Origin of the sequence: Streptomyces niger (assembly GCF_000718305.1) — a bacterium.
Lineage (GTDB): Bacteria > Actinomycetota > Actinomycetes > Streptomycetales > Streptomycetaceae > Streptomyces > Streptomyces niger.
Window position 1 is genome coordinate 134,050 of sequence record NZ_JOFQ01000017.1, and the last position, 25,607, is coordinate 159,656.

The following is a 25,607-nucleotide window of genomic DNA, read 5'->3' on the forward strand; positions in this document are numbered from 1 at the left end:
TCTCCTTCGCGTAACCAATTTCTGAAAACGAACGCCCTAGATCCTACCGGGATCGCCGCACGCGGCGTTGCGCACCATGTCCACGAAGAACGCGTGGACGCGGTGGTCGCCGGTGAGCTCCGGATGGAAGGACGTGGCAAGGACGTTACCCTGCCGGACGGCCACCGTGTGGCCGCCGTGCTCGGCAAGTACCTCGACCTCGGCGCCGACCGACTCGACCCAGGGCGCGCGGATGAAGACGCCCTCGACCGGTCCGCCGTCGATCCCGGCGACCTCGACGGCCGCCTCGAAGGACTCGTTCTGCCGCCCGAAGGCGTTACGGCGCACGATCATGTCGACGCCGCCGAACGTCTCCTGGTCCTCCCGGCCGTCCAGGATCTTCTCCGCGACCATGATCATGCCCGCGCAGGTGCCGTAGACCGGCTTGCCCGCGCGGATGAACGCACGCAGCGGCTCCAGCATGCCGAAGACGCCCGCCAGCTTGGACATGGTCGTGGACTCGCCACCGGGGATGACCAGACCGTCGATGTCGTCCAGTTCCTCGGCGCGACGCACCGGGCGCGCCAGGGCGTCGGCGGTCGCGAGCGCCGTGAGGTGCTCGCGAACGTCGCCCTGGAGCGCCAGCACGCCGATGGTGGGGGTGCGGTCACTCATGCACCGGCCTCGCTTCGCTCACTCGTGCTCGTGTACGTACTCACCTGCTCCGTGGTCACCAGCCGCGGTTGGCGTACCGCTCCGCCTCGGGGAGGGTGTCGCAGTTGATGCCGACCATGGCCTCGCCCAGGTTGCGGGAGGCGTCCGCGATGACCTTCGGGTCGTCGTAGAAGGTGGTGGCCTTCACGATCGCGGCGGCGCGCTTGGCGGGGTCGCCGGACTTGAAGATGCCGGAGCCGACGAAGACGCCCTCGGCGCCGAGCTGGCGCATCAGCGCGGCGTCGGCGGGGGTGGCCACACCGCCGGCGGAGAAGAGGACGACGGGCAGCTTGCCCAGCTCCGCGACCTCCTTGACCAGCTCGTACGGGGCGCGCAGCTCCTTGGCGGCGGCGAACAGCTCGTTGTTGTCGCAGCCGCGCAGCTTGGCGATCTCGCCCTTGATCTGGCGGAGGTGGCGGACGGCCTCGACGACGTTGCCGGTGCCGGCCTCGCCCTTGGAGCGGATCATGGCCGCGCCCTCGGCGATGCGGCGCAGGGCCTCACCGAGGTTGGTGGCGCCGCACACGAAGGGGGTGGTGAAGGCCCACTTGTCGGAGTGGTTGACCTCGTCGGCCGGGGTGAGGACCTCGGACTCGTCGATGTAGTCCACGCCGAGGGACTGCAGGACCTGGGCCTCGACGAAGTGGCCGATGCGGGACTTGGCCATGACGGGGATGGAAACGGCGTTGATGATGCCGTCGATCATGTCCGGGTCGGACATCCGCGCCACGCCGCCGTCCTTGCGGATGTCCGCGGGGACGCGCTCCAGGGCCATGACCGCGACGGCGCCGGCGTCCTCGGCGATCTTCGCCTCTTCCGGCGTGACGACGTCCATGATCACGCCGCCCTTGAGCTGCTCGGCCATGCCGCGCTTGACGCGGGCGGTACCGGTCTCCGGGGTCTGGGGCGTGGTGGGCGTGGTGGACACGATTGACCTCACTAAGTGCGGGTGGTTGTGCTGCTGCACCTAGAGAACCGTTTGTGTACGGGAGGTGAAAAGGGCCAATTGCAGGGCGGTGGCTCCTGGGCGGCCCCCGCGGCCCCGGGGCTCAGGCCGCTGTGCGCTCCGTCAGACCCGCCGGGCTCAGGCCGCCGTGCGCTCCGTCAGACCCGCCGGGCTCAGGCCGCCGTGCGCTCCGTCAGACCCACCGGGGCCTCGTCGTCCATCTCGAAGGCCAGCGGGAACGGGGCGTGGCCCGCGAGCCGGAACCAGCGTACGACGCGGTGCCGGCGGACGGCCCGGGCCGCGCGCACGGCGTCGTTGTGGAAACGGCGGGCCATCGGTACGCGCCGGACCGCCGCGGTCAGCTCGGCGAGCGTCTGCTCGCCGCCGGGCGCCTCGCGTACGGCGTCGGCCTGCTCGGCCTCGTCGAAGACCGCGCGCAGCGCCTGGCTGAGCGCGCTCTCGGCGACCTCCCGCTGGTCCTCCTCGGCCTGCCGTGCCTCGTGTGCGGCCTGGTACAGCACGATCGAGGCGGCGGGGTCGAGGATGCCGGACGTCCCGAGCTCCTGCGCGACGGAGGCACGCCGGAGCAGCTGTGCGTCCAGCGCGGCGCGGGCGGCGTCGATGCGCGCGTGCAGCCGGTCCAGACGGCCGGCCGTCCAGCTCAGGTACACGCCGATGACGATCAGCGCCGCGAGGATCCAGATGAGAGTGGTCACGGGGCGTCACGTTACCGGTCCGGGTTCCGGGGGCCGGGGGCGTCTGTTTTTTGGCGGGTGCGGTCGTTGCCGGGTGCGGTCGTTGCCGGGTGCGGTCGTTGCCGGGGTGCGCCCCGGTGCCGTTGCGCCTGTGCCGGGTGCGGCGCCGTTTCGCCTGCGGCGGGCGGGGTCCGCTGCGCGGGGCTTGGCGTCACGGGGTCGGTCCTCCGCGGTAGGGGGTCCGGACTGCTTCGCTTTACGTCCGGACCCCCTACCGCTGCGGCCCGCCCCCTCCCCCCGGTGGGTGGGGAAAAGATGGGTGGGTGGGGGCGGAGGAGGGTGGGTGGGAGCAGGGAGGGAGGGTGGGTGGGACGTGGGTGCGGGAGGGTGGGACGTGGGTGTGGGTGGAGGCGAGGGGGACGGGTGGGATGACACTTAGGTGGAGTGGCGCGTGGGGTGTCGGGCCGTTTCAGTCCCTGGCCAGACCCCAGCGGGCTCGGAGGCCTACTCGTTCGTCCGTGTCGACCGATGCCGCTCCGTCCGTGACCGTCTCGTACACCGCGAGGATGTCCGCGCCTACCGTCGACCAGTCGAAGCGGCGTACGTGGCGGGCTCCTCGGTCGCGGAGTTCTGCCAGGCGCGCCGGGTCGCGGAGGAGTCGTACGGCGGACGCGGCGAGCGCGGCCGCGTCCTCGTTGGTGAAGAGTTCGCCTGCTTCGCCCTGGTCCAGGACCTGGGCGAAGGCGTCCAGGTCGGAGGCGAGGACGGGGGCCGCCGCTGACATCGCCTCGACGAGGATGATGCCGAAGGACTCGCCGCCGGTGTTGGGGGCCACGTAGAGGTCGACGCTGCGGAGCAGGCGGGCCTTGTCCTCGTCGGAGACCATGCCGAGGAATTCGACGCGGGAGCGGAGTTCGGCGGGGAGGTCCGCGACGGCTTCCTTCTCGTCGCCGCGGCCGGCGACCAGCAACCGCGCGTCGGGGACCTCCGCGAGGATCTCCGGGAGGGCCTTCATCAGGACGGGGAGGCCCTTGCGGGGCTCGTCGATGCGGCCTATGAAGCCGATGGTCCGGCCCTGCCACTCCTTCTTCGGCTCGGCGCGGGCGAAGAAGTCGACGTCGACGCCGTTGGGGATGACGACCGCGTCGCCGCCGAGGTGTTCGACGAGGGTGCGGCGGGCGTACTCGCTGACCGCGATGCGAGCGCTGATCTTCTCCAGGGCCGGCTGGAGGATCGGGTACGCGGCGATCATGGCGCGCGAGCGCGGGTTCGAGGTGTGGAATGTGGCCACGATGGGGCCCTGGGCCGCCCAGCAGGCCAGGAGGCCGAGGGAGGGGGACGCCGGTTCGTGGATGTGGATGACCTCGAAGGCGCCGTCGTGCAACCAGCGGCGTACGCGGGCTGCGGAGAGGAAGCCGAAGTTGAGCCGCGCGACCGAACCGTTGTACGGGACGGGGACGGCACGTCCGGCGGAGACGACGTACGGCGGGAGCGGGGTCTCGTCGTCGGCCGGGGCGAGTACGGAGACCTCGTGGCCCAGCCGGATGAGGTGCTCGGCGAGGTCGCGGATGTGGAACTGGACGCCGCCGGGGACGTCCCACGAGTAGGGGCAGACGATGCCGATCCTCACGCCGCCTCCGTCCCTCGGTCGCCGGCATCGCGCGGCTCCAGGTCGGTGAGCCACAGGCGCTGCAGCATGTGCCAGTCCTCCGGGTGCTCGGCGATGCCCGAGGCGAAGGCGTCGGCCAGTGCCTGGGTCATCGCGGCGGCCTTTTCGGGGCGCGTACCGGTCTCGGGTACCTCGATCCCGGGGTGCACACGGGCCCGCATGACGGGCGTACCGTCGTACCACAGGGTGACGGGCAGGAGCACCGCGTTGGTCTGCAGGGCGAGCATGGCGGGTCCTGCGGGCATCTTGGCGGGCTCGCCGAAGAACTTCACCTCGATGCCGGAGGCGGACAGGTCGCGGTCGGCGACCAGGCAGATGAGGCCGCCGGCGCGGAGCCGCCGGGCGAGTATGCCGAAGGCCGCGCCGCCGGTGTGCGGGAGCACCTCCATGCCCAGGCTCTCGCGGTAGGCGACGAACCGGTCGTAGAGGGATTCGGGCTTCAGGCGCTCGGCGACGGTGGTGAAGGGCACGCCGAGGGCGCGGGTGACCCAGACGCCGGCGAGGTCGTAGTTGCCCATGTGGGGCAGGGCGAGGATGACGCCGCGGCCGCTTTCCAGGGCCTCGGTGAGGAGGTGGGCCTGCTGGACGTCCACGCTGTCGCGGACCTTGTCCCGGCTCCAGGTCGGGAGGCGGAAGGACTCCATCCAGTAGCGCATGTAGGAGCGCATGCCGGTCCGGGAGAGCCGGGAGAGGGCGTGAGGGGTGGCGTCGGGGACGACCCGCGCGAGGTTGGCCTCAAGGCGCTGCACGCCCTTGCCGCGCTTCTTCCAGACGGTGTCGGCGATGCGGTCGCCGAGGCGTGCGGCGACGGGTTCGGGGAGCTTCTTGACCGCGGCCCAGCCCAGTCCGTACAGGGCGTCGGTGAGCTTCTCCCTGTCCAGACCGGTCAGCCTGCCGATGTTTGGCTTCATGCGTGCTCTCCCCCTGCGGCGTCCGCCTCGTCGGACTCGCGTCGTACGGTGACCACCCGCTGGCCGAGGGTGACCGCGCTGCCGACGGCGACGATCCACAGGGCGATCGGCAGGAGGTGCTGGATCCAGGGGACGCCGAACTTGTGCAGGCCGGAGAAGCCGCAGGCGACGAGGGAGATGACCAGGCGTTCGGCGCGTTCGACGAGGCCGTTGACGTTGACCGGGAGGCCGATGCTCTCGCCGCGCGCCTTGGTGTACGAGACGACCTGGCCGGAGGCGAGGCAGAAGATCGTCACGGCGGTGAGCAGCAGGTCGTCGCCGCGGCCCGCGTACCAGAGGGCGAGGCCGCCGAAGATGGCGGCGTCGGCGACCCGGTCCAGGGTGGAGTCCAGGAAGGCGCCCCAGCGGCTGGAGCGGCCCAGCTGCCGTGCCATGTTGCCGTCGACCAGGTCCGAGAAGACGAACAGGGTGATGACGACGGTGCCCCAGAAGAACTCGCCGAGCGGGTAGAAGACCAGGGCTCCGGCGACCACCCCGGCGGTGCCGAGGACGGTGACCACGTCGGGGCTGATGCCGAGACGGATGAGCAGGGCGGCGAACGGCGTGAGAACACGCGTGAAGAACGCACGCGCGTACTTGTTCAGCATGGCCTTCCCGGAGGTTGTGTGCGGGCCGCGCGGTCAATGGGGCCACCGGCTGGCCCATCGTAGCCAGGCACCCTCGGCGCTTTGCGAACGCACCACGGCTCGCGGACGACCCGCCCACCCGCCGGCGCCTCCCCCGCCACCCGCCCGGCGCACTCCCCGGCGAGCGCGCGGAAGGCCATGAGCACGGCGGACGACCGCAGTTGGCGGCCGCGCAGACATGTCCGTACCACCCGTTCGGGCTTGTACGGGGTGCTCCCCGGACATCCTCAAGATCCCTTATCGTCCCTTGTGCGATGTATGGACGCACCAGTACCTCGGTGGAAAGCTCGGAGCACCGCAGAGTGTCGACCTGGAGGCGAGACACATGGGCGACAAGACGAGCACACATCCAGGAGCCGCCGGCAGGGCAGCGGCGGTCGACCACCCCTCCTCCGTACGGAACGTGGTGCTGGTCGGCCACAGCGGATCGGGGAAGACGACCCTGGTCGAAGCCCTCGCGCTGGCGTCGGGCGCGGTCAACAGGGCGGGCCGGGTGGAGGACGGCGGCTGCCTCTCCGACTACGACGAGATCGAGCACCGCCAGCAACGCTCGGTACAGCTCTCCCTGGTCCCTGTCGAATGGGACGGCATCAAAATCAATCTCTTGGACACTCCCGGATACGCCGACTTCGTCGGGGAGCTGAGGGCCGGTCTGCGAGCAGCGGACGCGGCCCTCTTCGTCGTCTCGGCCGCGGACGGCGTGGACGGCGCGACCCGCATGGTCTGGGACGAGTGCGCGGCGGTCGGCATGCCCCGCGCCATAGTGATCACCCACCTCGAAGCGGCCCGCGCCGACTTCGACTCGATGACCGGTACCTGCGGCACGACCTTCGGCGGTGACGACCCCGACGCCGTACTGCCGCTGTACCTCCCGCTGTACGGCGAGGCCGGCGCCGACGGCCACGCCCCCGTGCACGGCCTGATCGGGCTGCTCTCCCAGCGGGTGTACGACTACTCCGCCGGCACCCGGAAGGAGCGTGATCCCGAGCCCGGCGAGCTGCCCCTCATCGAGGAGGCCAGGAACCGCCTGATCGAGGGGATCATCGCCGAGAGCGAGGACGAGTCCCTGATGGACCGCTACCTCGGCGGCGAGGACATCGACATCAAGACGCTCATCGGCGACCTGGAGACCGCCGTGGCACGCGGCACCTTCCACCCCGTACTCGCCGCCGCACCCGCCGCCGAGGGCAGCAAGGAGGGGCTGGGCACCGTCGAACTGCTGGAGCTGATCACCAGGGGGTTCCCCACCCCGGCCGAGCGGGAGGCGCCCGCCGTCACCACCCCCGAGGGCAAGCCCCGGCCGGCCCTCACCTGCGACCCCGAAGGGCCGCTGGTCGCCGAGGTGGTCAAGACCTCGTCCGACCCCTACGTCGGCCGGCTGTCGCTCGTACGGGTCTTCTCCGGCACCCTGTACCCCGACCGGACCGTGCACGTCTCCGGCCACGGACTGGCCGACCGCGGCCACGAGGACCACGACGTCGACGAGCGCATCGGCGCCCTCTCGGCGCCCTTCGGCAAGCAGCAGCGGCCGGTCACCCATGCCGTCGCCGGCGACCTGGCGTGCGTGGCCAAGCTGTCCCGCGCCGAGACCGGCGACACCCTCTCCGCCAAAGAAGCGCCGCTGCTGATGGCGCCCTGGGACATGCCCGACCCGCTGCTGCCGGTCGCCATCCAGGCGCACAGCAAGGCCGACGAGGACAAGCTCTCCCAGGGCCTCGCGCGACTCGTCGCCGAGGACCCCACGATGCGCCTGGAGCAGAACCAGGACACCCACCAGGTCGTCCTGTGGTGCCTCGGCGAGGCCCACGTGGACGTGGCCCTGGAACGGCTGCGCTCCCGGTACGGGGTGCAGGTCGACGCCGTGCCGTACAAGGTCTCGCTCCGGGAGACGTTCGGCGCGAAGGCCGCCGGGCGCGGCCGGCACGTCAAGCAGTCCGGCGGCCACGGCCAGTACGCGATCTGCGAGATCGAGGTCGAGCCACTGCCCGGCGGCAGCGGCATCGAGTTCGTGGACAAGGTCGTGGGCGGCGCGGTACCCCGCCAGTTCATCCCGTCCGTGGAGAAGGGCGTACGGGCCCAGGCGGCGCGCGGCGTCGCGGCCGGGTATCCGCTCGTCGACGTCCGGGTGACGCTCCTGGACGGCAAGGCGCACTCCGTCGACTCCTCCGACGCCGCGTTCCAGACCGCGGGCTCCCTCGCGCTGCGGGAGGCCGCCGCCGACGCCCGCATCGATCTGCTGGAGCCGGTCGCCGAGATCACCGTCCTGGTCGCCGACGACTACGTGGGCCCGGTCATGAGCGACCTGTCCGGGCGGCGCGGCCGCGTCGTGGGCACCGAACAGTCCGGTGCGGGCCGCACCCTCGTGCGCGCCGAGGTACCGGAGATCGAAATCGGCCGCTACGCCGTCGATCTTCGGTCACTGTCGCACGGTACCGGCCGTTTCCAGCGCCGCTACGCCCGGCACGAACCCATGCCGCCGCAGCTCGCGACCAAGATCCGGGAGGATCGCGAAAAGCAGGAGAACGGCGGTTAGTTCGCAGACCGCGGGCCGGTGGCACAGCCGGCGTCCTGCCCGGGGACGTACGCTCAACTCCCTTGGGCAGCACGCCGGCTGTACGCTGAGGTCCAGCTCAGCAGGTGTGCCGGAGGCGGCCGGCGGGAAGGGCGCCTAAGGGCGTCCACCGGGAGCACGCCCACGGCAGGGGCAGACGGCGGCGAGGGGGCCTTGGTGACGACGATGGACGGCTTCGATTTCAGTCCGGGGGCACAGGTCCCGATAGCCGGCGGCGCAGGCCAGACCGCGGCGACCCAGGCGCTGGCCTCGGCCGCCTACCGGGACAGTCCGCTCTCGGACATCTCCAAGGCCGACTCCGACACCGCCAAGTCCGACATCAAGAAGCCCAAGCTCTCGCTCTTCGAGCCGAACCTCGGCGAGGCGTTCTCGCGCGCCGTCCAGGTCCGCATGCTCGGCGGCGGCCGCAAGGCGCTGATCCAGTCCTTCGGCATCGAGCCGCAGACCGTCGTCGAGCACTGCCTCGCCGCCAGCCGCATCCGCAAGGAACGGGACACCAAGCTGACGATCCTGATGGTCGTCTTCGGGCTGCTCTTCCTGCCCGGCGTCCTCCTCTGGCTCGGCCTCTTCCAGCTCAAGCGGATGCTGGACAAGGCCACCACCAAGGGCAGGAGCGCACTGGGCACGGTGCTGCTCGTCGCGCTCGCCGGCGTCATCCTGATCTTCCTGATCAAGCTGCCCCTCGACAGCTTCTGGATGATCTACGTCCGGCTGATGCTCATCGCCCCCGTCATAGGCTGGTGGTGGGCCAAGCGGATCTGCGAACGCACCGCGGTCGACCTGCGCGAATCCTGGAGCGGCATCCTGGGCGGCGGCGGCATCGGCGCGAAGATCCCCGAGGCGGTCCCCCAGGACCCCACCCAGACCGCCGCCGAACAGCTCCGCCAGAACCTCGCCAAGCTCAGCGCCGAACAGAACAGCAACGTCGTCTTCTACGCCGGCCCCAAGGGCATACTCGGCATGGGCACCCGCTGGGGCAGCTGGCAACTCGCCGAAGAGCTCCGCCCCGCCGACGAAGGCGCCGAGATCCACCCCTTCCGCAGCTGGGACGTCATCCGCGTCATCCACGACCGGCTCAAGCTCCTGGAACGCAGCCCGCTGCACACCGGAGGCTTCGGCCAGCCCCCCTCCGTACGCCACTGGATCGTCGTCCCCGTCGCCGAGGGCGCCGACGCGGTCGCCCGCCCCGAGGGCACCGACACCGACGCGTACCAGATCCGCCCGCACGAGATAGAGCGGATCTGCAACGAGCAGCAGTTCGGCGCCGGCAACCGCCACTACCTGGGCGTGCAGTTCGTCCTCTGGGACGGCCAGCTCGTACTGACCCTGCTGATCACCGTCACCGTGCTGCACGAGACGCTGCGCATCGAGGTCACCGGCCACGCCCTCGGCCCGGTCAACGGCCTGTTCCTCGGCAAGCCCAGCCCCAAGACCGTCACGGTCAACAAGACGGTGAAGTTCTGGGAGACCAAGACCTCCACCTTGCCGCTCATCGACACGACCGAGGTGGTCCGCCTCGCCGCCCGCGCCCCGCTGACCTGGTTCCCCCCGGTCCTGGACTTCCTCGGCGGCAAGCTCGCCCTCCCCGAGCCCTTCGGACTGCGCCACGTCTGGGCCGACAAGCCCTGGCGGCACCGCTTCATGGCGGACGACGCGCTGCGCGCCGCCACCCCCGTCCTGCGCGTGGTGCACTCCGCGGCGATGAGCGTGCTGCAGGAGAACGGCGTGGACATCACCCGTTTCGACAACCGCTCCCTGGTCCTCAGCGGGGCGGTGCAGGACCCGACGCCGCGGAAGGCGGACTCCTACGACGCGTGACGGCGGCGGCACACACGGCATGCGGGTGGCCGGTACGGATCCCCGTACCGGCCACCCGCATGATCAGCTGCGTCGCGTCAGGCCGTCGGCCAGGCGTCCGCCAGCATCGCGCGGGTGTCCGCCAGCAGCTGCGGCAGCACCTTGGTGTGCCCCACGACCGGCATGAAGTTGGTGTCGCCGCCCCAGCGCGGGACGACATGCTGGTGCAGGTGGGCTGCGATGCCGGCGCCGGCGACGCCGCCCTGGTTCATGCCGATGTTGAAACCGTGCGCGCCGGACGCCGCGCGCAGCGCCGCCATCGCCTGCTTCGTGAGCTTCGCCAGCTCCACCGTCTCGGCGTCGTCCAGCTCCGTGTAGTCGGCGACGTGGCGGTAGGGCACGACCATGAGGTGGCCGCCGTTGTACGGGTAGAGGTTGAGCACCGCGTAGACGTGCTCGCCGCGGGCGACGACCAGCCCGTCCTCATCGGACTTCGACGGGATCGTGCAGAACGGACAGCCGTCGTCGGACCCCGGCCCGGTCGGCTTGTTCTCACCCTGGATGTAGGCCATCCGGTGCGGCGTCCACAGGCGCTGGAAGGCGTCCTGGGTCCCGACTCCGATCTGCTGCTCCGGCTCAGTCGTCATGATGAGCAGCATATGACTTCGCCCCCGGAGGACACGCTGCCGGGGCGCCCTGACCGCACCGCCCGGTGACGCCGGACGCACGGCCGACGACCACCGCGGCCTGAGCGCGCTGCTGCTCGGCTTCGCGGCGTCACCGGGTACGGCGGTGTCGTTCCGGTGACGCCCGCGGGCCGGGTGGCCGCCGTGGCGCTGAGGCCTGCGGGGTCGGGCTGCTCTCCGCCGGTGACCGGCGCCTTCTCCTCCTGGCTGATCAGGAGCTTCCGCACGGAGGACGAGAAACGGCCCCCGGAGGGCGCGTGAGACGCGCTCCGGGGGCCGCCCACGGCGGTACGGATCAGACCTGGGCCCGGTCCTCGACCGCCTTGAGGATCTTGGCGATGGCCTCGTCCTTCGGGATGCCGTTCTCCTGCGAACCGTCGCGGTAGCGGAAGGAGACCGCGCCGTTCTCCATGTCCTCGTCACCCGCGATGATCATGTACGGGACCTTGCTGCGCTGCGCGTTGCGGATCTTCTTCTGCATCCGGTCCGAGGACGAGTCGACCTCGACGCGCAGGCCCTGCTTGCGGGCCTCCGCGGCGAACTCCTCCAGGTACGGGACGTGGGTGTCGCCGATCGGGATGCCGGTGGCCTGGACGGGCGCCAGCCAGACCGGGAACGCACCCGCGTAGTGCTCCAGCAGCACGCCGAAGAACCGCTCGATCGAGCCGAACAGGGCGCGGTGCAGCATGACGGGCTGCTGCTTGGAGCCGTCCGCCGCGGTGTACTCCAGGCCGAACCGCTTGGGCTGGTTGAAGTCCACCTGCAGGGTCGACATCTGCCAGGACCGGCCGATCGCGTCGCGCGCCTGCACGGAGATCTTCGGGCCGTAGTACGCGGCGCCGCCCGGGTCCGGGACCAGCGGGAGTCCCTGCTTCTCGGCCGCCTGGCGGAGCGCCTCGGTGGCCTCCTCCCAGTCCTCGTCCGAGCCGATGAACTTGTCCGACTCGGGGTCGCGGGTGGACAGCTCCAGCTCGAAGTCGTTCAGGCCGTAGTCGCGCAGCAGGTCGAGCACGAAGGTCAGGAGCGTGTCCAGCTCCTCCGGCATCTGCTCCTTGGTGCAGTAGATGTGCGCGTCGTCCTGGGTGAAGCCGCGGGAGCGGGTCAGGCCGTGCACCACGCCGGACTTCTCGTACCGGTACACCGTGCCGAACTCGAAGGCGCGCAGGGGCAGCTCACGGTAGGAACGGCCGCGCGACTTGAAGATCAGGTTGTGCATCGGGCAGTTCATGGCCTTGAGGCGGTAGTTCTGCCCGTCGAACTCGATGGGCGGGAACATGCCCTCCGCGTAGTGCGGGAGGTGCCCCGAGGTCTCGAAGAGGTGCTCCTTCGAGATGTGCGGGGTGTTCACGAACTCGTAGCCCGCGTCCTCGTGCCGCTTGCGGGAGTAGTCCTCCATCACCTTGCGGATCACGCCGCCCTTGGGGTGGAAGACCGCGAGGCCGGGGCCCAGCTCGTCCGGGAAGGAGAACAGGTCCAGCTCGGCGCCCAGCTTGCGATGGTCGCGCTTCTCGGCCTCGGCGAGGAACTCCAGGTACGCCTTGAGCTCGTCCTTGGTCGGCCAGGCGGTGCCGTAGATGCGCTGGAGCTGCTTGTTCTTCTCGCTGCCGCGCCAGTACGCCGCGGCGGAGCGCATCAGCTTGAACGCCGGGATGTTCCGGGTGGTGGGCAGGTGCGGGCCTCGGCAGAGGTCCTTCCAGCACAGGTCGCCGGTCTTGGCGTCGAGGTTGTCGTAGATGGTCAGCTCGCCCGCGCCGACCTCCGCGTCCGCGCCCTCGGCGGCCTCGCCGGCCTTGCCCTTGAGGCCGATCAGCTCCAGCTTGTACGGCTCGGCCGCCAGCTCCTCGCGGGCGTCCTCGTCGGTGGTGACCCGGCGCGCGAAGCGCTGGCCCCGCTTCTGGATCTCCTGCATCTTCTTCTCGATGCGCTTGAGGTCCTCGGGGGTGAACGGGGTCTCGACGTCGAAGTCGTAGTAGAAGCCGTCCTTGATGGGCGGGCCGATGCCGAGCTTGGCCTCGGGGAACAGCTCCTGCACGGCCTGGGCCATCACGTGCGCGGTGGAGTGCCGCAGGATGTTCAGGCCGTCCTCGGAGGTGATCTCCACGGGCTCGACGGTCTCGCCGTCGGCGACCTCGTACGCGAGGTCCTTGAGCTCTCCGGCCACCCGCGCCGCGACGATGCTGCGCTCGCCCTGGAAGAGGTCGGCGGCCGTAGTGCCCGTGGTCACCACGCGTTCTTCCCGCTCGGAATCGCGTTGGATGGTCACACGGACGTCTGACACCGGTCTCTCCTGACGTATGTCTGCTGGACGGCAGCGATCGCTGCGCTCACCGAATCGTACCGAGCCACCGGCCCGCCTCGCGAAACGGTATTCCGGCGGTGCTCCCCGTCCGGCGTGCGCGGGGCAGGGGCGCCGCTACCGTCGGGCCGTGACCACCCACTGGAACGACAGGTTGACGGAGCGGCTCGACCGGCACTGGCGGCACCAGCTGCGCGAGCGCCTGGAAGGGCTGAGCGACGAGGAGTACTTCTGCGAGCCGGTGCCGGACGCCTGGAGTGTCCGGCGTTGACGGGTCCCGGTGACGGAGCCCGGCGTGCGGAAGCGGGGCGCGCCGCGGCCGAGAGCGGCGCGCCCCGCCGGCTCACTCGCCCCCGCACGCCTCCTCGAAGTGGTCCAGGTTCTCCTGGAGCGACTTCAGCAACCGGTCCCGCTCGGCCTCGTCGACCTGTACGGGGGTGACGTCCCGGGCGCCCGTGATCCGGCGGAAGCCGCCGCGGCTCTCCAGCCGGCCGGTCACCCGCACCGGCAGCCCGAGCAGGTGCGCGTGGCCCGCGATCCGGTAGTCCTCCTCGCCGAGCGCGACCCTGACCTGTGCCACGTCGGCCCCGGCCAGCACCCGCAGCCGTACGGCGCCCGGGCCGTCGGGGCGGTCGCGGCGCATCCGGACGACCGTGCCGGTGACCCGTACGGCCAGCGAGGGCTCGTCCCGGACGTACCGCTGGGCGGCCTGCTGCAGTGCGGGCAGGTCGCCGGGGGTGAACTCGACCGGTTCGGGCCGGGCCGGGCAGCCCGGGGGCGGCCCCTCGGCCGGTGACCAGGCGAGCGAGATCCGGACCCCTTCGGCGCCGCGCACCAGGGAGATCAGCGCCTCGGTCAGCTCGTGGCAGACGCCCAGCTCGACGGCTGCCTCGTAGGCCTCCATGCCACCGGTGGCGCGTTGGTAGTCGGTGGCGTCACGCGCCGCGTGCAGCGCCCGCTGGAGCCCGGCGACCGTGCCGCGGCCCGCACGGACCGGTACGTACGCGGTGAGGCGGCGCCCGGCGGGGGCCGGGCCGACCAGCACCTGGTCGAGGAGCGCCTCGGCCTGCCGCTTGTGCCGGGCGCCGTAGTACCCGGCCCGGCCGTACGTGCCGAGCGCCCCGGCGACCAGCAGGGCGCGGGCGGCGGCGCGCAGCCGTTCCTGTGCGGTCCACAGGGTGGCGCCGGAGCCCTCGTCGGGGGTGTCGCGTTCCCAGCGCACCTCGTCGCTGGGCAGCGCGAGACCGACCAGGACCTCGCGGGCGGAGGGCGCGGCGCTGCGGGAGAGCGCCGCCAGCGCCTCGGTGAGGAGGTCGACGCTGTCGGGGTAGTCGGTGGCGGCGGGCACGAGGAGGCTGGTGGAGCCGGTGCCGCCGGGCGGTGTCCAGCGTGCGTACCGCCCCTGGGGGCCGCCCCGGCGGCGCCAGCCGTGCCGTGCGAGGAGGGCGGTGAGGACGCCCGGGTCGACCCGGGCGGGGTCGGGGAAGGGGTGATCTTCGGTCGGCCGGTACATCAGGGTCTCCCTCCCGCCCCGACCCGCGTCATGATCTCGCTGAGCGCGCGGTCGTCGAAGACCCGCGTGGTCGGGATCCGCACTGTGGTCTTGCGCCTGCCGGTGGCCTGCCGGCCCGCCAGGTTGATCCAGTAGCAGCAGTGCCGCAGTTCGAGCCGGTCGTGGCTCGCGCGCAGCCAGTCCTCGGGGTCGCGCGGTACGAGCATCACGACGAGGATCTTGTGCACCGCGACGGGGGTTCTGGCGAGCTTCACGAGGTGCTCGTTGTCCAGCGTGAAGCCGAAGCTGGCCCCCGGGGGGCGGGGCCGTACCTGGTAGGTGCATTTGAGCTGCACCTTGATGGTCACTTCGTCGTCGATGGCGTGGCCGGGCGCGCTGTGGCTGACGTGCCAGTCGATGCCGTTGTCCGGGAACGGCTGGGCGAGCGAACAGCCGGCGGCAGCGGCCACGGCGTGGAGGTAGCCCACCTGGAGGGTCTCCATGGAGGCGGTGATGGCGAGCTGGCCGCGCAGCGGTACCGGTCCCCCTTCGGGCTGGGGGTACCGCCCGCCTGCGGCTGACAGCCCACCCGGTTCGGGCTGCGCGAGCGTCATCGCTCCTGTGCCTTCCGGGCGTTGCGGTGGTGCGGGTCGGGTGGGGAAGGGGGGTGTCCGGGCCGCGTGGCGGTCCGGCGGACCGCGGCTGTGGCGGCGGTCCCCTCTGTGTTGTCTCCGTGTCAAGTGGTCCGCAAACAAGGACGGTTCGACAACCGGGAGGGCCGGGTATCACCAGCTCGGGCGGCCCGGGGCAGGCCACCCGCCGCAGGAGCGCGAGGAGTTGGGACAATGCCGAGCTGGTTCGACGGGCCACTTGCCGCCTTCGACACGGAGACCACGGGGATCGATGTGGAGCAGGACCGCATCGTCTCCGCCGCCCTGGTCGTCCAGGAGACGCCCCGCTCGACCCCTCGGGTCACGCGCTGGCTGGTCAACCCCGGGGTGGACATCCCGGAGGCGGCGACGGCGGTGCACGGCCTGACGGCCGGGCACCTGGCGATGAACGGGCGCTGGCCGGCGCCGGTGATGGAGGAGATAGCGCGGGCCCTGGCGGAGCAGGCGATGGCGGGGCGGCCGCTGGTCGTGATGAACGCGCCGTTCGATCTGACGCTGCTGGACCGCGAGTTGCGGCGGCACCGCGCGTCGTCGCTGGCGGCGTATCTCGGTACGCAGTCGTTGTGCGTGCTGGATCCGCGGGTGCTGGACAAGCATCTGGACCGGTACCGCAAGGGCCGCCGGACGCTGGCGGATCTGTGCGGGCAGTACGGCGTCGAGCTGTCGGGCGCGCACGAGGCGGCGGCGGACGCGTCGGCGGCGCTGCAGGTCGTACGGGCCCTGGGGCAGACGTTCGCGGCGCGCCTCGAAGGGCTGAGCGTGGCGGAGCTGCACGCGCTGCAGGCGGTGTGGCATGCGGCGCAGGCGCGGGGCCTGCAGGCGTGGTTCGCGCGCAACGGCACCGAAGAGGCGGTCGACCCGCACTGGCCGCTCCGCCCGGACCTGCCGGCGGCTGCCTGAGCGTGCGGAGACCTCCGCTCTCGTGCGAACACATGCAGAAGGCCGGACCGTTGTGACGGTCCGGCCTTCTGTCCGGGTGGGCGATACTGGGTTCGAACCAGTGACCTCTTCGGTGTGAACGAAGCGCTCTCCCACTGAGCTAATCGCCCGGGGTTCTTGGGGTGTCCCCCGCGAACGACCTGAACAATACAGGTCGCGGGGCCTTCCGTTCAAATCCCTTGCCGGCCGTCCAGCCGGGCAGCCAGCCCGCGCCGGCCGGCCCGCATCATCAGGGCGTGGTTGAGGCGGAAGAACGGGCGTCCCGGGTAGGCCAGCCACCGCATGAAGGGCCTGCGCACCTCCACCTCCTGTTCGTAGAGCGCACGGGTGCCGGAGCCGTGCGGGGTGATCGTCCAGCGGGCCCAGCCGTCGACGTCGCCGCGCAGCGCCGTCTGCAGAATGCCGGCAACCGGGTCGCGGCGGGTCTCGCTGACGGTGATGCGCAGGCTGAACGGCAGGACGGAGCGGATGCGTGCGGTGCCGGAGCGCGCGTCGATCCGGTGCGCTTCGGCGATCTGCGGCCACCACCGCGGGTAGGCCTCGGCGTGCTCCAGGGCGGCGTACACGACCCCGGGCGGCGCATCGAGGAGCCAGCGGCTGCGGAACCGGTAGTGGTGGGCGCGGAGCGGCCAGTCGGGCATGGGGGCCAGTGTGCCGGTCCGGAACGCCGAAGGTCCCGGAGACGTGGAGTCTCCGGGACCTGGTCCGGGTGGGCGATACTGGGTTCGAACCAGTGACCTCTTCGGTGTGAACGAAGCGCTCTCCCACTGAGCTAATCGCCCGGGGCGCCGGTGCCTCGCGGCCTGGCGCACCGCCAACATTACCGCATGTCAGCGGGGCTCATGACCACGGTCACCGGCCGATGTTCCAGGGCATGGCGAAACCGAACTGCCACACGTAGACCGCGAGGCCCGCGACGATGATCACGGCGCCGATCGTGGTGAGGATGATGTTGCGGCGGCGCACCTTGGGGTCGAGGGCCTTGTGCGCGGCCTCGGTGACCTTGCGCTTGGTCCAGCGCAGGACGAGCTGCGCCCAGACGAACTCGGTCGCCCAGATCGCCATGCCGGCGAAGATCACCAGCCAGCCGGGGCCCGGCAGCGGCAGCATGATGATGCCGCCGACGACCACCGCGAGCCCGACGATGAAGATCCCGACCTGCCAGCTCATGTGGAGGGTCCGGGAGCGCTTCACGAAATGCGGCGCCTTGGACCCGAGCTTCTGCGGGACCGCCGTCGCGCCTCCGGTGCTCGCGCCACGACCCCCGTCACTCTCCGCATTCATACTCGCAAACCTACCCGACGCCCCACTCCCTCGCATGAACGCGCGGGAGGATCCAGGACTCCGCCGTAAGAGGTACTCGAAGCCACCCAAAACAGTCAGAGGGGTTTACAACACCACCGTAGGTGGCATGTCGATTTCGCCGACGTGCGAACCCCCGAGCGCACACTGAGCGAAAGGCCCTGGCGTATGAACACCACGGTCAGCTGCGAGCTGCACCTGCGCCTCGTTGTGTCGAGCGAGTCCTCACTGCCTGTACCTGCGGGCCTGCGGTATGACACGGCCGATCCTTATGCCGTGCACGCCACCTTCCACACCGGAGCCGAGGAGACGGTCGAGTGGGTATTCGCCCGTGATCTCCTCGCCGAGGGCCTGCACCGGCCCACCGGCACCGGAGACGTCCGCGTCTGGCCGTCCCGGAGCCACGGTCAGGGCGTTGTCTGCATCGCCCTGAGCTCGCCGGAGGGCGAGGCACTGCTCGAGGCCCCGGCGCGGGCCCTGGAATCCTTCCTGAAGCGCACGGATGCCGCGGTTCCGCCGGGCACCGAGCACCGGCACTTCGATCTCGACACGGAGCTCTCCCACATCCTCGCGGAGAGCTGAGGAGACCCGCGGCCGCAAACCGCGTCAACCCGCTCACCACTCGCGCCGTCCGACTCGGGGAGACGGCGCAGGACGGACAAGTTCATACGGCAAGCACCGGCGCCGCCGCCGCGGAATCCACCGTGGCGGCGGCGCCGTCCGTGCTGACCGGCCCGGACGCCGGGCGCCGGAAGCCGGACGGACCTCCGGCAGGCTGTCCGCCCGGCCTTGTTGGAAGCGCTAGAGTCGGCGACCATTCGGCACAAGGGGGTGGCCGGCCGATCGCTGTCGATCCGCCGGCCACCGCCCATTGATCCCGGGGGCGGCAGGGCCCGCCCCTCCCGGCCTGGGAGCAACCGTGATGATCACCCACGACAGCCGGTGCGCGCTGGAGGCGGTCGTCGACCTCCTGAACACCGCACCCGAGGACGGGGCCCCGGCGGCCCCCGACAGCCTCAGCGACCTGGCGGACCTGCAGGATTTCGTCGCCCGCAACAGCATCAGCGACGTGGGCTCCCTCGGCGAACGGGACGTCGCTTCCGTACGGTCCGTACGGGCGCGCTTCGCGGAGGTCTTCGCGGCGGAGGACGACCGGACGGCGGCGGAACTGCTGAACGCCCTGGTCGCGGCGGCCGGGACCACCCCGCGCCTGACCGACCACGACAGTTACGACTGGCACGTGCACTACTTCGCGCCGGGCGCCTCGGTGGCCGACCATCTCGCGGCGGACGGCGGGATGGCGCTGGCGTTCCTGGTCGTCGCCGGCGAGCGGGAGCGGCTGCGGCGCTGTGAGGCGCCGGACTGCCGGCACGCCTTCGTCGACCTCTCGCGCAACCGCTCGCGCCGCTACTGCGACAGCCGGACCTGCGGGAACCGGCTGCACGTCGCCGCGTACCGGGCCCGCCGCCGGGAGGCGGCCGGCTGAGGGAGCGGGGGCTCGGCCGCGGGGGCGGCCGCCCGCTCACGACGGCCCGCGCACGGACGGCCCGCTCACAGCAGGAAGAGGTCGTGCACGGCGCCGATCAGGAGCAGGACGCCGATCACGGTGAGGAAGAGCATCAGGGGCGGCTGGGACAGCGCGAACAGGCAGCCGCGGGACGGAGAAGCTGGGTCGGAGGCCCGGGGAGTGTTCTCCCGGGGCAGGGCGCACTCGTCGTTCATCTCGCGGAGATCATGACGCAGTCGATCTCCACGAGTGGCGGGAAAGTCCCCCGGAGGAGGGGGACTTCCTCAGATCCCGTGCTTTTTGAGGATGGCTTCGATATCGGAGAAGTCATCGGCGCCGCCCTGCCGGGCCGGCTCCGCCGCTGGCCGGCGGCCGGGCTCGCGGCCCGCGCCCAGGGACGGCGCGGAAGCGGCCGGGGCGACCGCGCTGCCGGGCTGTGCGGCGGCCGCCGCCCGACGCTCCGTGCGCCGCCCGGAGCGGCGCTCGGCGAAGCGGCTCACCAGGAACAGCAGGACCGAGAGGGCCAGCAGGCCGAACCCCGCCCACACGGTCGGCTTGAGGACCAGCCCCGTGATCCAGTCGATGATGCCGGTCATGACCAGCCCGGCGGGGATCAGCGCGAAGGCGGCGATGCGCGTCGCGGCCAGGAAGCGCCGGCGGAAGGCGGCCAGCGCGGCGATGCCCAGGCCGGCCACCGACAGCGCGGCACAGACGGTCGAGGTCAGCATCGGTTCCTCCTGCGGTGAGCGGTCTCCCCTCCATCGTGCCCCCTCGCCCGCCGTACCGGCCACGGTCCGGGGCGGCCTCGGGGTCTTCTCGGGGTCCGGATCCTCCGCAGGTGCCGGTGGGGAGCGGCCGTGGGATCGTCCGGCCGAGGGCTCGGGGGTTGTGCGGCCGGGGCCGCGGAGGCTGGAAGACTGGTCCCCATGAACGATGCTTCCTCCCCCGCCGCCCTCCCCCAGGCCCCCCTCGTCCTGGACGTCTGGTGCGAGCTGCAGTGCCCGGACTGCCACGTCGCCCTCGCCGACCTGCACGCGCTCCGTGCGCGCTACGGCGACCGGCTGGACATCCGGCTGCGCCACTTCCCGCTGGAGAAGCACAAGCACGCCTACGCTGCCGCCCAGGCCGCGGAGGAGGCCATCGAGCAGGGCCAGGGCTGGCCGTACGTGGAGGCCGTGCTCGGGCGGACGGACGAGCTGGCGAAGCAGGGCGAGAAGCTGCTGGTGAAGGTGGCCGGGGAGCTGGGCCTGGACGCCGAGGAGCTGGACACCGCGCTGATCGACGGACGGCACCTGCTGATCGTCGACGCGGACCAGGCCGAGGGCAAGGCGATCGGCGTGACCGGCACGCCCACCTACGTCATCGGCGGCGAGCGGCTGGACGGCAGCAAGAGCCAGGAGGGGCTGCGCGCCCGTATCGAGGAGATCGCGGACCGGCTGCTGGCCGAGGCCGACCAGCGACAGTAGCGACGGTCGCGGCACGCAGCGGAGCGGCCGTCCCGGCCGGGAGGCCCGGCGCCCCGGTGCCGGGCGCGGCCGGGCCGTCCCTCACAGCAGGGGCTTCCACAGCCAGTGGGCCGTGTCCCGGTAGCCCAGCGACGCGTACAGCCGGCGCGCCACCGGGTTGTCGGCGTACACGTTGAGTCCGAGTACGCGGTGCCCGGCGGCCAGGCACTCCCGCTCGGCGATGCCCATGAGGGTGCGGCCGTGGCCCCGACCGCGGTGCTCGGGAGCGACCTGGACGTCGTACACGTAGCCGCCGTCCTCCCCCGGTACGTCGAGCGCGGTCCACACCGTCCCCACGTCCGTGCCGTGGTGACTCAGGACGCGCAGGCTCTGGCCCGGCGTGTGGACCCCGTCGGGCAGCAGGCGGCGGTGGTTGTCGGCCACCAGCTCCGCGACCCGGTCGGCCGGTTCGCCCTGCGCGGTCATGACGCGTACGAACTCGGCCTGCGCCGACGCCTGCCAGCCGGGGTACTCCGCCTCGTCCAGCGGCCGGTCGGTGCTGCCGGGCGGCAGCGCGGGCGGCGTGGTGAGGTCCTTGCGCATCCGGTGGGCACGCTCGGTGTAGCCGAGCGCGGCGCTGAGCCGCAGCGCGGGCGTGGCGTCGGCGGGCACGAAGAACTCGATGCGCCGGCAGCCCCAGCCGCGGAGCACTTCCTCGGCGGCCAGGGCGGCGACGGTGGCGCGGCCCCGTCGCCGGTCGGGCTCGTCGATCCAGAGGTCGGCGAGGCGGCCCGTGGGCAGCGCCGACCGCGGGTCGGTGGCGAGCCGGAGCCGGCCCACGGGACGGCTGTTGACGCAGACGTCGTAAGAACGGGCCCGGGCGCCACCCTCCAGGTGCTCCTCCGGGCCGGTGGGGCGCAGCGTTGTGGTCACGCTGTTGTTCTGTCCCCGCGCGCGCCCCCTCAGACATCCGCCTGGTCAGGCGGGCCTCAGCGGGGGTCGAAGTCGGCCGCGGCGCGCTCGGCGAAGATCCGCATGGCCTTGGCGGTCACCGGCCCCGGGCCGTCCCCGAGCTGCCGGCCGTCGTTGCGGGTGACGGCCTGGACGTCGCGCAGGGTGGAGGTCAGGAAGATCTCCTCGGCCCGCTCCAGGACGTCCAGCGGCAGGTCGGTCTCCTTGGCGCCGGTCCATTCGACGGTCAGCGCGCGGGTGATGCCGGCCAGGCAGCCGGACTCCACGGGCGGGGTGTGCAGTTCGCCGTCGAGGACGACGAAGACGTTGGAGCCGGTGCCCTCGCACAGCTGCCCCACCGTGTTGGCGAACAGCGCCTCGCTGGCGCCCTGCTGGCGGGCGCGGGCCAGCGCGACGACGTTCTCGGCGTACGAGGTGGTCTTCAGGCCGGTGAGCGCGCCACGCTCGTTGCGGGTCCAGGGGACGGTGATCGTCGCCGTGGTGTCGGGCCGGCGGGTGGTCTCGCCCAGCGCGACGACGAGGGTGGGGCCGGCCTCGCCGCGGTCGGAGCCGAGCGGGGAGTGGCCACCGGTGTAGGTGATGCGCAGCCGGCCGAGCGGCACGGGGTTGGCGGCCAGGACGGCGTCGCAGGCGCGGCGTACCTCGTCCTCGTCCGGGTCGGGCAGCCCGAGACCGCGGGCCGAGGCGGTCAGTCGGTGGAGGTGTCGGGTGAGCGCGAAGGCGCGGCCGTCCTCGGCCTTGAGGGTCTCGAAGACGCCGTCCCCGACCGTCAGTCCGTGGTCGAAGACGGAGACCCGGGCACTGTCCGCGTCCCGCAGTTCCCCGTCGAGCCAGATCTTCATCGCGTCGTTCCTCCAGTCGTTTCGTACGTATCCGACGCTACCGCCAGCAGCCGGGCCGCTTTGAGCTCGGTCTCGTCCCACTCGCGGTCGGGGTCGGAGCCCCAGGTGATGCCGGCGCCGGTGCCGAAGCGCAGGACGGGGCCCGCGGCGGCCTGCCGGTCCACCCAGAAGGTGCGGATGCCCACCGCCAGCTCGCCGGTGCCCCGGTCGGCGTCCACCCAGCCGACGCCGCCGCAGTACGGGCCGCGGGGCGCGGTCTCCAGGGCTTCGATGATGTCCAGGGCGCTGCGCTTGGGCGCGCCGGTGACGGAGCCGGGCGGGAAGGTGCCGATGAGCAGCTCGGGCCAGCCCGCCCCTTCGGCCAGCTCGCCGCGCACGGTGGACACGAGGTGCACCAGCCCCGGGTGGGCCTCGATCGCGCACAGCGCGGGGACGGTCACGGAGCCGGTGGCGCACACCCGCCCCATGTCGTTGCGGACCAGGTCCACGATCATCACGTTCTCGGCGTGGTCCTTCTCCAGCAGATCCGCCGCCGTGCGCCCGGTGCCCTTGATCGGGCCGGACTCGACCGTACGGCCGGTCCGGCGCAGGTACAGCTCGGGCGAGGCGGTGGCCACCTCCACCCCGTGCGCGGGCAGGCGGACCGTGCCGGCGTACGGCGCCGGGTTGCCCCGGGCCAGCAGCGCGGTCAGCGCGTCGACGTCGGCGCGGCCGGGATCGGGCAGCGGCGCGGAGAGGATGCGGCAGAGGTTCGCCTGGTAGACCTCGCCCGCCGCGATGTGCTCGCGTATGCGGCGGACGCCCGCGGTGTAGGCGGCGCGGTCCAGGGAGGAGGTCCAGGCCTCGCGCGCGGGTCCGCGCCAGGCGCCGCGGGGGCGGTGGCCGGGGTCCTCCCGTACGTCGCCGAAGCGCGCGCACACGAGGCGGCCCTCGAAGTCGGCGACGACGGCCCACCAGCCCGCGGAGTCCAGGGCCGCGGGGTCACTCGTGACGTCGCGCAGGTCAGAGGCGATGCGGCCGCCGAAGCGGGCCAATGGAGGCAGGTCGTGCACGCCGTCGAGTCTAGGACGGCGGCCCCGGCGCCGGGCCGGTCGAGCGACCACCGCAGCACGCTGCACAAACGCGTTTTTGTACTGGCCCAGGAATCCGCTAGAGTTCAACACGTCGCCGGGACGCGGAAGCGAAAAGCGGAAGCCGATCGAAGACAGCAGCTCTCAGACGTTAGTCTGGGGGAGGCACCTGCGGACATAGCTCAGTTGGTAGAGCGCAACCTTGCCAAGGTTGAGGTCGCGAGTTCGAGCCTCGTTGTCCGCTCTGAGTGGGGGATCTTCCCGAACCCCTGCGCTCCAGGTGGAGTGGCCGAGAGGCGAGGCAACGGCCTGCAAAGCCGTCTACACGGGTTCAAATCCCGTCTCCACCTCCAAGGACGATTAGCTCAGCGGGAGAGCGCTTCCCTGACACGGAAGAGGTCACTGGTTCAATCCCAGTATCGTCCACTGGTCCGCAAGGCTCAGCGCCTGAACGACCCGGTACGAAAATGATCTTGATCTGCTAGGATCGGATCGATTCGGACCCCCGCGCGATTAGCTCAGCGGGAGAGCGCTTCCCTGACACGGAAGAGGTCACTGGTTCAATCCCAGTATCGCGCACGCAGTACCCCCATGACTCACTTCGCGGAGTGACCATGGTCCCGAGGACGATTAGCTCAGCGGGAGAGCGCTTCCCTGACACGGAAGAGGTCACTGGTTCAATCCCAGTATCGTCCACACGACAGGCGAAGGGCCGGAGCGGAAGCTCCGGCCCTTCGTCGTTGCCGTGGGCAGCCTCGCCGGGCGCCCGGCCCGCCGGGGGCCGGGCGGGCACCGGCGATCAGGAGGAGAAGAGCATCCGGCCGAAGCTGCGGTGGCCGTGGTGTCCATGGTGGCCGTGGTGCCCGTGGTGCGGGGCTCCCCAGGCCGGGGCCGCCGGGTAGGCCTGCGGCGCGGGCGCCGGCGGGGGCGGCGGGGCCTGCTGCGACCACTGGGACTCCAGCCGGGTCAGCGACTCCAGCTCGCCGTAGTCCAGGAAGATCCCGCGGCAGCCGGAGCACTGCTCGATCTGGACCCCGTTCCGGTTGTACGTATGCATCGGCGCATGGCACTTGGGACACTGCATGTCGGTTTCAACTCCTGTGATCGCACGGCGGCGGCAACGAACCTCCGTCCACCGTTGGTGTGTTCACCCTACGACGCAAAACCGCACCTCAACTGCCCCGGTACGTAACAGCTTGTCACCAGAGCAGCCGGTCCGTCAGCGGACCATCCGGGCACAGGAGTCGACGAGCGCGCTCTCCACCTCGTCCAGCGGGCGGCCTTCGGGAGCGGCCTTGGCGACGGCGAGGGCGGCGGTCTGAATCGTCAGGGCACGCGCCGGCACGTCCAGTTCCGGCCACGGATCGCCCTCGGCCCGTACGGCACGGCCGCCGGCCGCCCGGTACGCGCCGAGGAAGCGCGCCCAGACCTCCGGGGCGAGCAGCCCGCTCGCGAACCAGGCGGCCGGTCGCGCGAGGTCCCAGCCCGGCTCCCCCACCCCGAGATCGTCCACGTCGATGAGCAGCCAGCGCCCGTCGGGCACGGGGTACCGCACGAGCTGGCCCAGGTGCAGATCGCCGTGGCAGAGCAGGCCGGGCCCCGGCGCGGGCGCCTCGTCGCGCGCCCAGGCCGGCAGCGCGGCCCAGCCGGCCGCCACCGTGCGGGCCGCGGCGGCGAGCGACGGCACGGCCTCGATGGACGCGGCCCGCATCCGGGCCAGCGCGCGGGCGGCCTTGGCCGGGCCGCGCATCGGCGGCACCGGGCCCGGCAGCGTCTCCGGGTCCACGGCGTGCAGCCGTGCGAGGAGCCGGGCCGCGTCCTCCCAGGGCGCGCCGTCCGGATCGTCCGGCGCGACCGGGAGGCCGTACGGCCAGCGGGTGAGCGGGCGGCCGTCGTCGTACCGGGCGAGATGGCCGTCCGGCCCCGTGACCGGCAGCGGGGGCAGCAGCGTCCCGTGCAGCCGCGGGTGGGCGGCGATGCGCAGCCGGACGGCGAGCGCGGCGGCGTCGCAATCGGGCGCGTGCGCCTTGGCGACGGTACGCCCGGCGCGGACCACGGTCCCGTCGGGACGGTCGGCGAGGACCACGGGGGCGGGGAGCGAGCCCTCGACCACGAGGGACGAGGGCTCGCGCGGGCCGGGGACGCCCGGCGGCGCGGCTGCCTCGTGGGCCTCGGAGAGTGCCGTCAGGCGGCGTATCAGGGCGCGGGACATCATTCCCCCTCGGTTCGTACGGACCCGGCTCGCGCAGAGCGCACCGGCCGGCTCCGCCGCTCGGATCGTACGCACCGCCGGTGGGGCGGCCCGAGCCGCCCCGGACGCGCGAAGGCCGGGCATCTCCCCAGATGCCCGGCCGTTCGTGCCGTCCGCCGCACCCCCGTCCCCACGGGGTCAATCGGCCGGAGGCTTGTCCCCGGG

The 25,607-nt window shown here is 72.0% G+C and carries 26 protein-coding genes and 7 tRNA genes; 12 read left to right on the forward strand and 21 right to left on the reverse strand.

Features of this window, described 5'->3' with window-relative positions:
* Nucleotides 1–36 precede the first annotated feature (36 nt).
* The 6 genes from pdxT to pgsA form a co-directional block, all read right to left on the reverse strand.
* The gene (pdxT, locus tag IF20_RS28045; protein WP_052868148.1) at nucleotides 37–654 is read right to left on the reverse strand and encodes a pyridoxal 5'-phosphate synthase glutaminase subunit PdxT; all 618 of its coding nucleotides are present in this window, start codon (nucleotides 652–654) and stop codon (nucleotides 37–39) included.
* Nucleotides 655–709: 55 nt separating this feature from the next.
* Nucleotides 710–1,621, reverse strand: a complete 912-nt coding sequence (gene pdxS / locus IF20_RS28050) for a pyridoxal 5'-phosphate synthase lyase subunit PdxS (protein WP_052868149.1) — start codon at nucleotides 1,619–1,621, stop codon at nucleotides 710–712.
* Nucleotides 1,622–1,812: 191 nt separating this feature from the next.
* Nucleotides 1,813–2,355: a LemA family protein gene (locus tag IF20_RS28055; protein ID WP_052868150.1), complete on the reverse strand. Its 543-nt coding sequence runs from the start codon at nucleotides 2,353–2,355 to the stop codon at nucleotides 1,813–1,815.
* Nucleotides 2,356–2,803: 448 nt separating this feature from the next.
* Entirely contained in the window at nucleotides 2,804–3,964 is a 1,161-nt protein-coding gene (locus IF20_RS28060) for a glycosyltransferase family 4 protein (RefSeq protein ID WP_052868151.1), read from the reverse strand.
* Nucleotides 3,961–4,914, reverse strand: coding sequence for a phosphatidylinositol mannoside acyltransferase (locus tag IF20_RS28065; RefSeq protein ID WP_052868152.1), 954 nt, complete (start codon nucleotides 4,912–4,914; stop codon nucleotides 3,961–3,963). Before IF20_RS28065 ends, IF20_RS28060 begins: the two co-directional genes overlap by 4 nt.
* The gene (gene pgsA / locus IF20_RS28070; RefSeq protein ID WP_052868153.1) at nucleotides 4,911–5,561 is read right to left on the reverse strand and encodes a phosphatidylinositol phosphate synthase; all 651 of its coding nucleotides are present in this window, start codon (nucleotides 5,559–5,561) and stop codon (nucleotides 4,911–4,913) included. The genes IF20_RS28065 and pgsA overlap by 4 nt, the downstream gene beginning before the upstream one ends.
* Before the next feature lie 364 nt (nucleotides 5,562–5,925).
* On the opposite strand from pgsA, the gene IF20_RS28075 reads away from it, so the two are divergent.
* Together IF20_RS28075 and IF20_RS28080 are read left to right on the forward strand one after the other, a co-directional pair.
* On the forward strand, nucleotides 5,926–8,133 hold the full coding sequence (locus IF20_RS28075) for an elongation factor G-like protein EF-G2 (protein ID WP_052868154.1): 2,208 nt from the start codon (nucleotides 5,926–5,928) through the stop codon (nucleotides 8,131–8,133).
* Nucleotides 8,134–8,337: 204 nt separating this feature from the next.
* Nucleotides 8,338–9,990, forward strand: a complete 1,653-nt coding sequence (locus IF20_RS28080; RefSeq protein ID WP_052868155.1) for a hypothetical protein — start codon at nucleotides 8,338–8,340, stop codon at nucleotides 9,988–9,990.
* A 77-nt stretch (nucleotides 9,991–10,067) separates the two neighbouring features.
* Here IF20_RS28080 and IF20_RS28085 read toward each other — a convergent pair whose 3' ends face one another.
* Together IF20_RS28085 and thrS are read right to left on the reverse strand one after the other, a co-directional pair.
* Nucleotides 10,068–10,628, reverse strand: a complete 561-nt coding sequence (locus IF20_RS28085; RefSeq protein WP_052868156.1) for an HIT family protein — start codon at nucleotides 10,626–10,628, stop codon at nucleotides 10,068–10,070.
* Nucleotides 10,629–10,950: 322 nt separating this feature from the next.
* Entirely contained in the window at nucleotides 10,951–12,933 is a 1,983-nt protein-coding gene (thrS, locus tag IF20_RS28090; RefSeq protein ID WP_052868157.1) for a threonine--tRNA ligase, read from the reverse strand.
* A gap of 148 nt (nucleotides 12,934–13,081) precedes the next feature.
* Here thrS and IF20_RS38230 point away from each other — a divergent pair, with 148 nt between their 5' ends.
* Nucleotides 13,082–13,222 (forward strand): DinB family protein, encoded by a 141-nt coding sequence (locus tag IF20_RS38230; RefSeq protein WP_199896772.1) that lies wholly within the window; start codon nucleotides 13,082–13,084, stop codon nucleotides 13,220–13,222.
* A gap of 72 nt (nucleotides 13,223–13,294) precedes the next feature.
* Here IF20_RS38230 and IF20_RS28095 read toward each other — a convergent pair whose 3' ends face one another.
* Together IF20_RS28095 and IF20_RS28100 are read right to left on the reverse strand one after the other, a co-directional pair.
* Entirely contained in the window at nucleotides 13,295–14,464 is a 1,170-nt protein-coding gene (locus IF20_RS28095) for a hypothetical protein (RefSeq protein ID WP_052868158.1), read from the reverse strand.
* Nucleotides 14,464–15,057, reverse strand: a complete 594-nt coding sequence (locus tag IF20_RS28100; protein WP_052868159.1) for a DUF4365 domain-containing protein — start codon at nucleotides 15,055–15,057, stop codon at nucleotides 14,464–14,466. The genes IF20_RS28095 and IF20_RS28100 overlap by 1 nt, the downstream gene beginning before the upstream one ends.
* A gap of 231 nt (nucleotides 15,058–15,288) precedes the next feature.
* Here IF20_RS28100 and IF20_RS28105 point away from each other — a divergent pair, with 231 nt between their 5' ends.
* Nucleotides 15,289–16,014: an exonuclease domain-containing protein gene (locus IF20_RS28105; RefSeq protein WP_052868160.1), complete on the forward strand. Its 726-nt coding sequence runs from the start codon at nucleotides 15,289–15,291 to the stop codon at nucleotides 16,012–16,014.
* A 77-nt stretch (nucleotides 16,015–16,091) separates the two neighbouring features.
* Here the strand turns inward: IF20_RS28105 and IF20_RS28110 are convergent.
* From IF20_RS28110 to IF20_RS28125, 4 genes are all read right to left on the reverse strand, one after another.
* Nucleotides 16,092–16,163: transfer RNA gene (locus IF20_RS28110), tRNA-Val, on the reverse strand.
* Between the two features lie 60 nt (nucleotides 16,164–16,223).
* Nucleotides 16,224–16,694, reverse strand: coding sequence for an SRPBCC family protein (locus IF20_RS28115; protein ID WP_052868161.1), 471 nt, complete (start codon nucleotides 16,692–16,694; stop codon nucleotides 16,224–16,226).
* Nucleotides 16,695–16,763: 69 nt separating this feature from the next.
* Nucleotides 16,764–16,835: transfer RNA gene (locus IF20_RS28120), tRNA-Val, on the reverse strand.
* 70 nt (nucleotides 16,836–16,905) lie between these two features.
* Nucleotides 16,906–17,337, reverse strand: a complete 432-nt coding sequence (locus IF20_RS28125; RefSeq protein WP_052868162.1) for a TIGR02611 family protein — start codon at nucleotides 17,335–17,337, stop codon at nucleotides 16,906–16,908.
* A 186-nt stretch (nucleotides 17,338–17,523) separates the two neighbouring features.
* Between IF20_RS28125 and IF20_RS28130 the strand changes: the two genes are divergently transcribed.
* Nucleotides 17,524–17,937 carry an SsgA family sporulation/cell division regulator gene (locus IF20_RS28130; RefSeq protein ID WP_003959770.1) on the forward strand — a complete coding sequence of 138 codons (414 nt, stop codon included), beginning with the start codon at nucleotides 17,524–17,526 and terminating at the stop codon, nucleotides 17,935–17,937.
* A gap of 337 nt (nucleotides 17,938–18,274) precedes the next feature.
* Nucleotides 18,275–18,841, forward strand: a complete 567-nt coding sequence (locus IF20_RS28135; protein WP_052868163.1) for a CGNR zinc finger domain-containing protein — start codon at nucleotides 18,275–18,277, stop codon at nucleotides 18,839–18,841.
* A gap of 65 nt (nucleotides 18,842–18,906) precedes the next feature.
* Here the strand turns inward: IF20_RS28135 and IF20_RS39350 are convergent, their stop codons facing one another.
* Together IF20_RS39350 and IF20_RS28140 are read right to left on the reverse strand one after the other, a co-directional pair.
* Nucleotides 18,907–19,077: a hypothetical protein gene (locus tag IF20_RS39350; protein WP_199896773.1), complete on the reverse strand. Its 171-nt coding sequence runs from the start codon at nucleotides 19,075–19,077 to the stop codon at nucleotides 18,907–18,909.
* A 69-nt stretch (nucleotides 19,078–19,146) separates the two neighbouring features.
* The gene (locus tag IF20_RS28140; protein WP_052868164.1) at nucleotides 19,147–19,590 is read right to left on the reverse strand and encodes a hypothetical protein; all 444 of its coding nucleotides are present in this window, start codon (nucleotides 19,588–19,590) and stop codon (nucleotides 19,147–19,149) included.
* A gap of 198 nt (nucleotides 19,591–19,788) precedes the next feature.
* Between IF20_RS28140 and IF20_RS28145 the strand changes: the two genes are divergently transcribed.
* Complete coding sequence (locus IF20_RS28145; RefSeq protein WP_052868165.1) at nucleotides 19,789–20,328, forward strand: DsbA family protein; 540 nt, start codon at nucleotides 19,789–19,791, stop codon at nucleotides 20,326–20,328.
* Between the two features lie 81 nt (nucleotides 20,329–20,409).
* Here IF20_RS28145 and IF20_RS28150 read toward each other — a convergent pair whose 3' ends face one another.
* Genes IF20_RS28150 through IF20_RS28160 form a run of 3 tightly spaced genes read right to left on the reverse strand, consistent with a single transcriptional unit; the run spans nucleotide 20,410 to nucleotide 23,173 of the window.
* The gene (locus IF20_RS28150; protein WP_052868166.1) at nucleotides 20,410–21,240 is read right to left on the reverse strand and encodes a GNAT family N-acetyltransferase; all 831 of its coding nucleotides are present in this window, start codon (nucleotides 21,238–21,240) and stop codon (nucleotides 20,410–20,412) included.
* Between the two features lie 56 nt (nucleotides 21,241–21,296).
* Nucleotides 21,297–22,121, reverse strand: coding sequence for an aminotransferase class IV (locus tag IF20_RS28155; protein WP_052868167.1), 825 nt, complete (start codon nucleotides 22,119–22,121; stop codon nucleotides 21,297–21,299).
* The gene (locus tag IF20_RS28160; protein ID WP_052868168.1) at nucleotides 22,118–23,173 is read right to left on the reverse strand and encodes a chorismate-binding protein; all 1,056 of its coding nucleotides are present in this window, start codon (nucleotides 23,171–23,173) and stop codon (nucleotides 22,118–22,120) included. The genes IF20_RS28155 and IF20_RS28160 overlap by 4 nt, the downstream gene beginning before the upstream one ends.
* Before the next feature lie 189 nt (nucleotides 23,174–23,362).
* Between IF20_RS28160 and IF20_RS28165 the strand changes: the two genes are divergently transcribed.
* The 5 genes from IF20_RS28165 (at nucleotide 23,363) to IF20_RS28185 (ending at nucleotide 23,887) form a co-directional block, all read left to right on the forward strand.
* Nucleotides 23,363–23,435 (forward strand) — tRNA-Gly (locus IF20_RS28165).
* Between the two features lie 35 nt (nucleotides 23,436–23,470).
* Nucleotides 23,471–23,544, forward strand: a tRNA-Cys gene (locus IF20_RS28170).
* A 1-nt stretch (nucleotide 23,545) separates the two neighbouring features.
* A tRNA-Val gene (locus IF20_RS28175) sits at nucleotides 23,546–23,617 on the forward strand.
* Between the two features lie 81 nt (nucleotides 23,618–23,698).
* A tRNA-Val gene (locus tag IF20_RS28180) sits at nucleotides 23,699–23,770 on the forward strand.
* 45 nt (nucleotides 23,771–23,815) lie between these two features.
* A tRNA-Val gene (locus tag IF20_RS28185) sits at nucleotides 23,816–23,887 on the forward strand.
* Between the two features lie 103 nt (nucleotides 23,888–23,990).
* On the opposite strand, the gene IF20_RS28190 is transcribed toward IF20_RS28185, so the two are convergent.
* Entirely contained in the window at nucleotides 23,991–24,275 is a 285-nt protein-coding gene (locus tag IF20_RS28190) for a TFIIB-type zinc ribbon-containing protein (protein WP_110944612.1), read from the reverse strand.
* Between the two features lie 135 nt (nucleotides 24,276–24,410).
* Nucleotides 24,411–25,403, reverse strand: a complete 993-nt coding sequence (locus IF20_RS28195) for a phosphotransferase family protein (RefSeq protein ID WP_052868237.1) — start codon at nucleotides 25,401–25,403, stop codon at nucleotides 24,411–24,413.
* Nucleotides 25,404–25,607: the final 204 nt, after the last annotated feature.

What these genes read in the sequence shown, in the direction of transcription:
- pdxT (WP_052868148.1), bottom strand. Translation starts at nt 654, where the DNA reads ATGAGTGACCGCACCCCCACCATCGGCGTGCTGGCGCTCCAGGGCGAC.
- IF20_RS28065 (WP_052868152.1), bottom strand. Translation starts at nt 4,914, where the DNA reads ATGAAGCCAAACATCGGCAGGCTGACCGGTCTGGACAGGGAGAAGCTC.
- pgsA (WP_052868153.1), bottom strand. Translation starts at nt 5,561, where the DNA reads ATGCTGAACAAGTACGCGCGTGCGTTCTTCACGCGTGTTCTCACGCCG.
- IF20_RS28075 (WP_052868154.1), top strand. Translation starts at nt 5,926, where the DNA reads ATGGGCGACAAGACGAGCACACATCCAGGAGCCGCCGGCAGGGCAGCG.
- IF20_RS28080 (WP_052868155.1), top strand. Translation starts at nt 8,338, where the DNA reads ATGGACGGCTTCGATTTCAGTCCGGGGGCACAGGTCCCGATAGCCGGC.
- IF20_RS28085 (WP_052868156.1), bottom strand. Translation starts at nt 10,628, where the DNA reads ATGCTGCTCATCATGACGACTGAGCCGGAGCAGCAGATCGGAGTCGGG.
- IF20_RS28095 (WP_052868158.1), bottom strand. Translation starts at nt 14,464, where the DNA reads ATGTACCGGCCGACCGAAGATCACCCCTTCCCCGACCCCGCCCGGGTC.
- IF20_RS28100 (WP_052868159.1), bottom strand. Translation starts at nt 15,057, where the DNA reads ATGACGCTCGCGCAGCCCGAACCGGGTGGGCTGTCAGCCGCAGGCGGG.
- IF20_RS28105 (WP_052868160.1), top strand. Translation starts at nt 15,289, where the DNA reads ATGCCGAGCTGGTTCGACGGGCCACTTGCCGCCTTCGACACGGAGACC.
- IF20_RS28115 (WP_052868161.1), bottom strand. Translation starts at nt 16,694, where the DNA reads ATGCCCGACTGGCCGCTCCGCGCCCACCACTACCGGTTCCGCAGCCGC.
- IF20_RS28125 (WP_052868162.1), bottom strand. Translation starts at nt 17,337, where the DNA reads ATGAATGCGGAGAGTGACGGGGGTCGTGGCGCGAGCACCGGAGGCGCG.
- IF20_RS28130 (WP_003959770.1), top strand. Translation starts at nt 17,524, where the DNA reads ATGAACACCACGGTCAGCTGCGAGCTGCACCTGCGCCTCGTTGTGTCG.
- IF20_RS39350 (WP_199896773.1), bottom strand. Translation starts at nt 19,077, where the DNA reads ATGAACGACGAGTGCGCCCTGCCCCGGGAGAACACTCCCCGGGCCTCC.
- IF20_RS28140 (WP_052868164.1), bottom strand. Translation starts at nt 19,590, where the DNA reads ATGCTGACCTCGACCGTCTGTGCCGCGCTGTCGGTGGCCGGCCTGGGC.
- IF20_RS28145 (WP_052868165.1), top strand. Translation starts at nt 19,789, where the DNA reads ATGAACGATGCTTCCTCCCCCGCCGCCCTCCCCCAGGCCCCCCTCGTC.
- IF20_RS28155 (WP_052868167.1), bottom strand. Translation starts at nt 22,121, where the DNA reads ATGAAGATCTGGCTCGACGGGGAACTGCGGGACGCGGACAGTGCCCGG.
- IF20_RS28190 (WP_110944612.1), bottom strand. Translation starts at nt 24,275, where the DNA reads ATGCAGTGTCCCAAGTGCCATGCGCCGATGCATACGTACAACCGGAAC.
- IF20_RS28195 (WP_052868237.1), bottom strand. Translation starts at nt 25,403, where the DNA reads ATGTCCCGCGCCCTGATACGCCGCCTGACGGCACTCTCCGAGGCCCAC.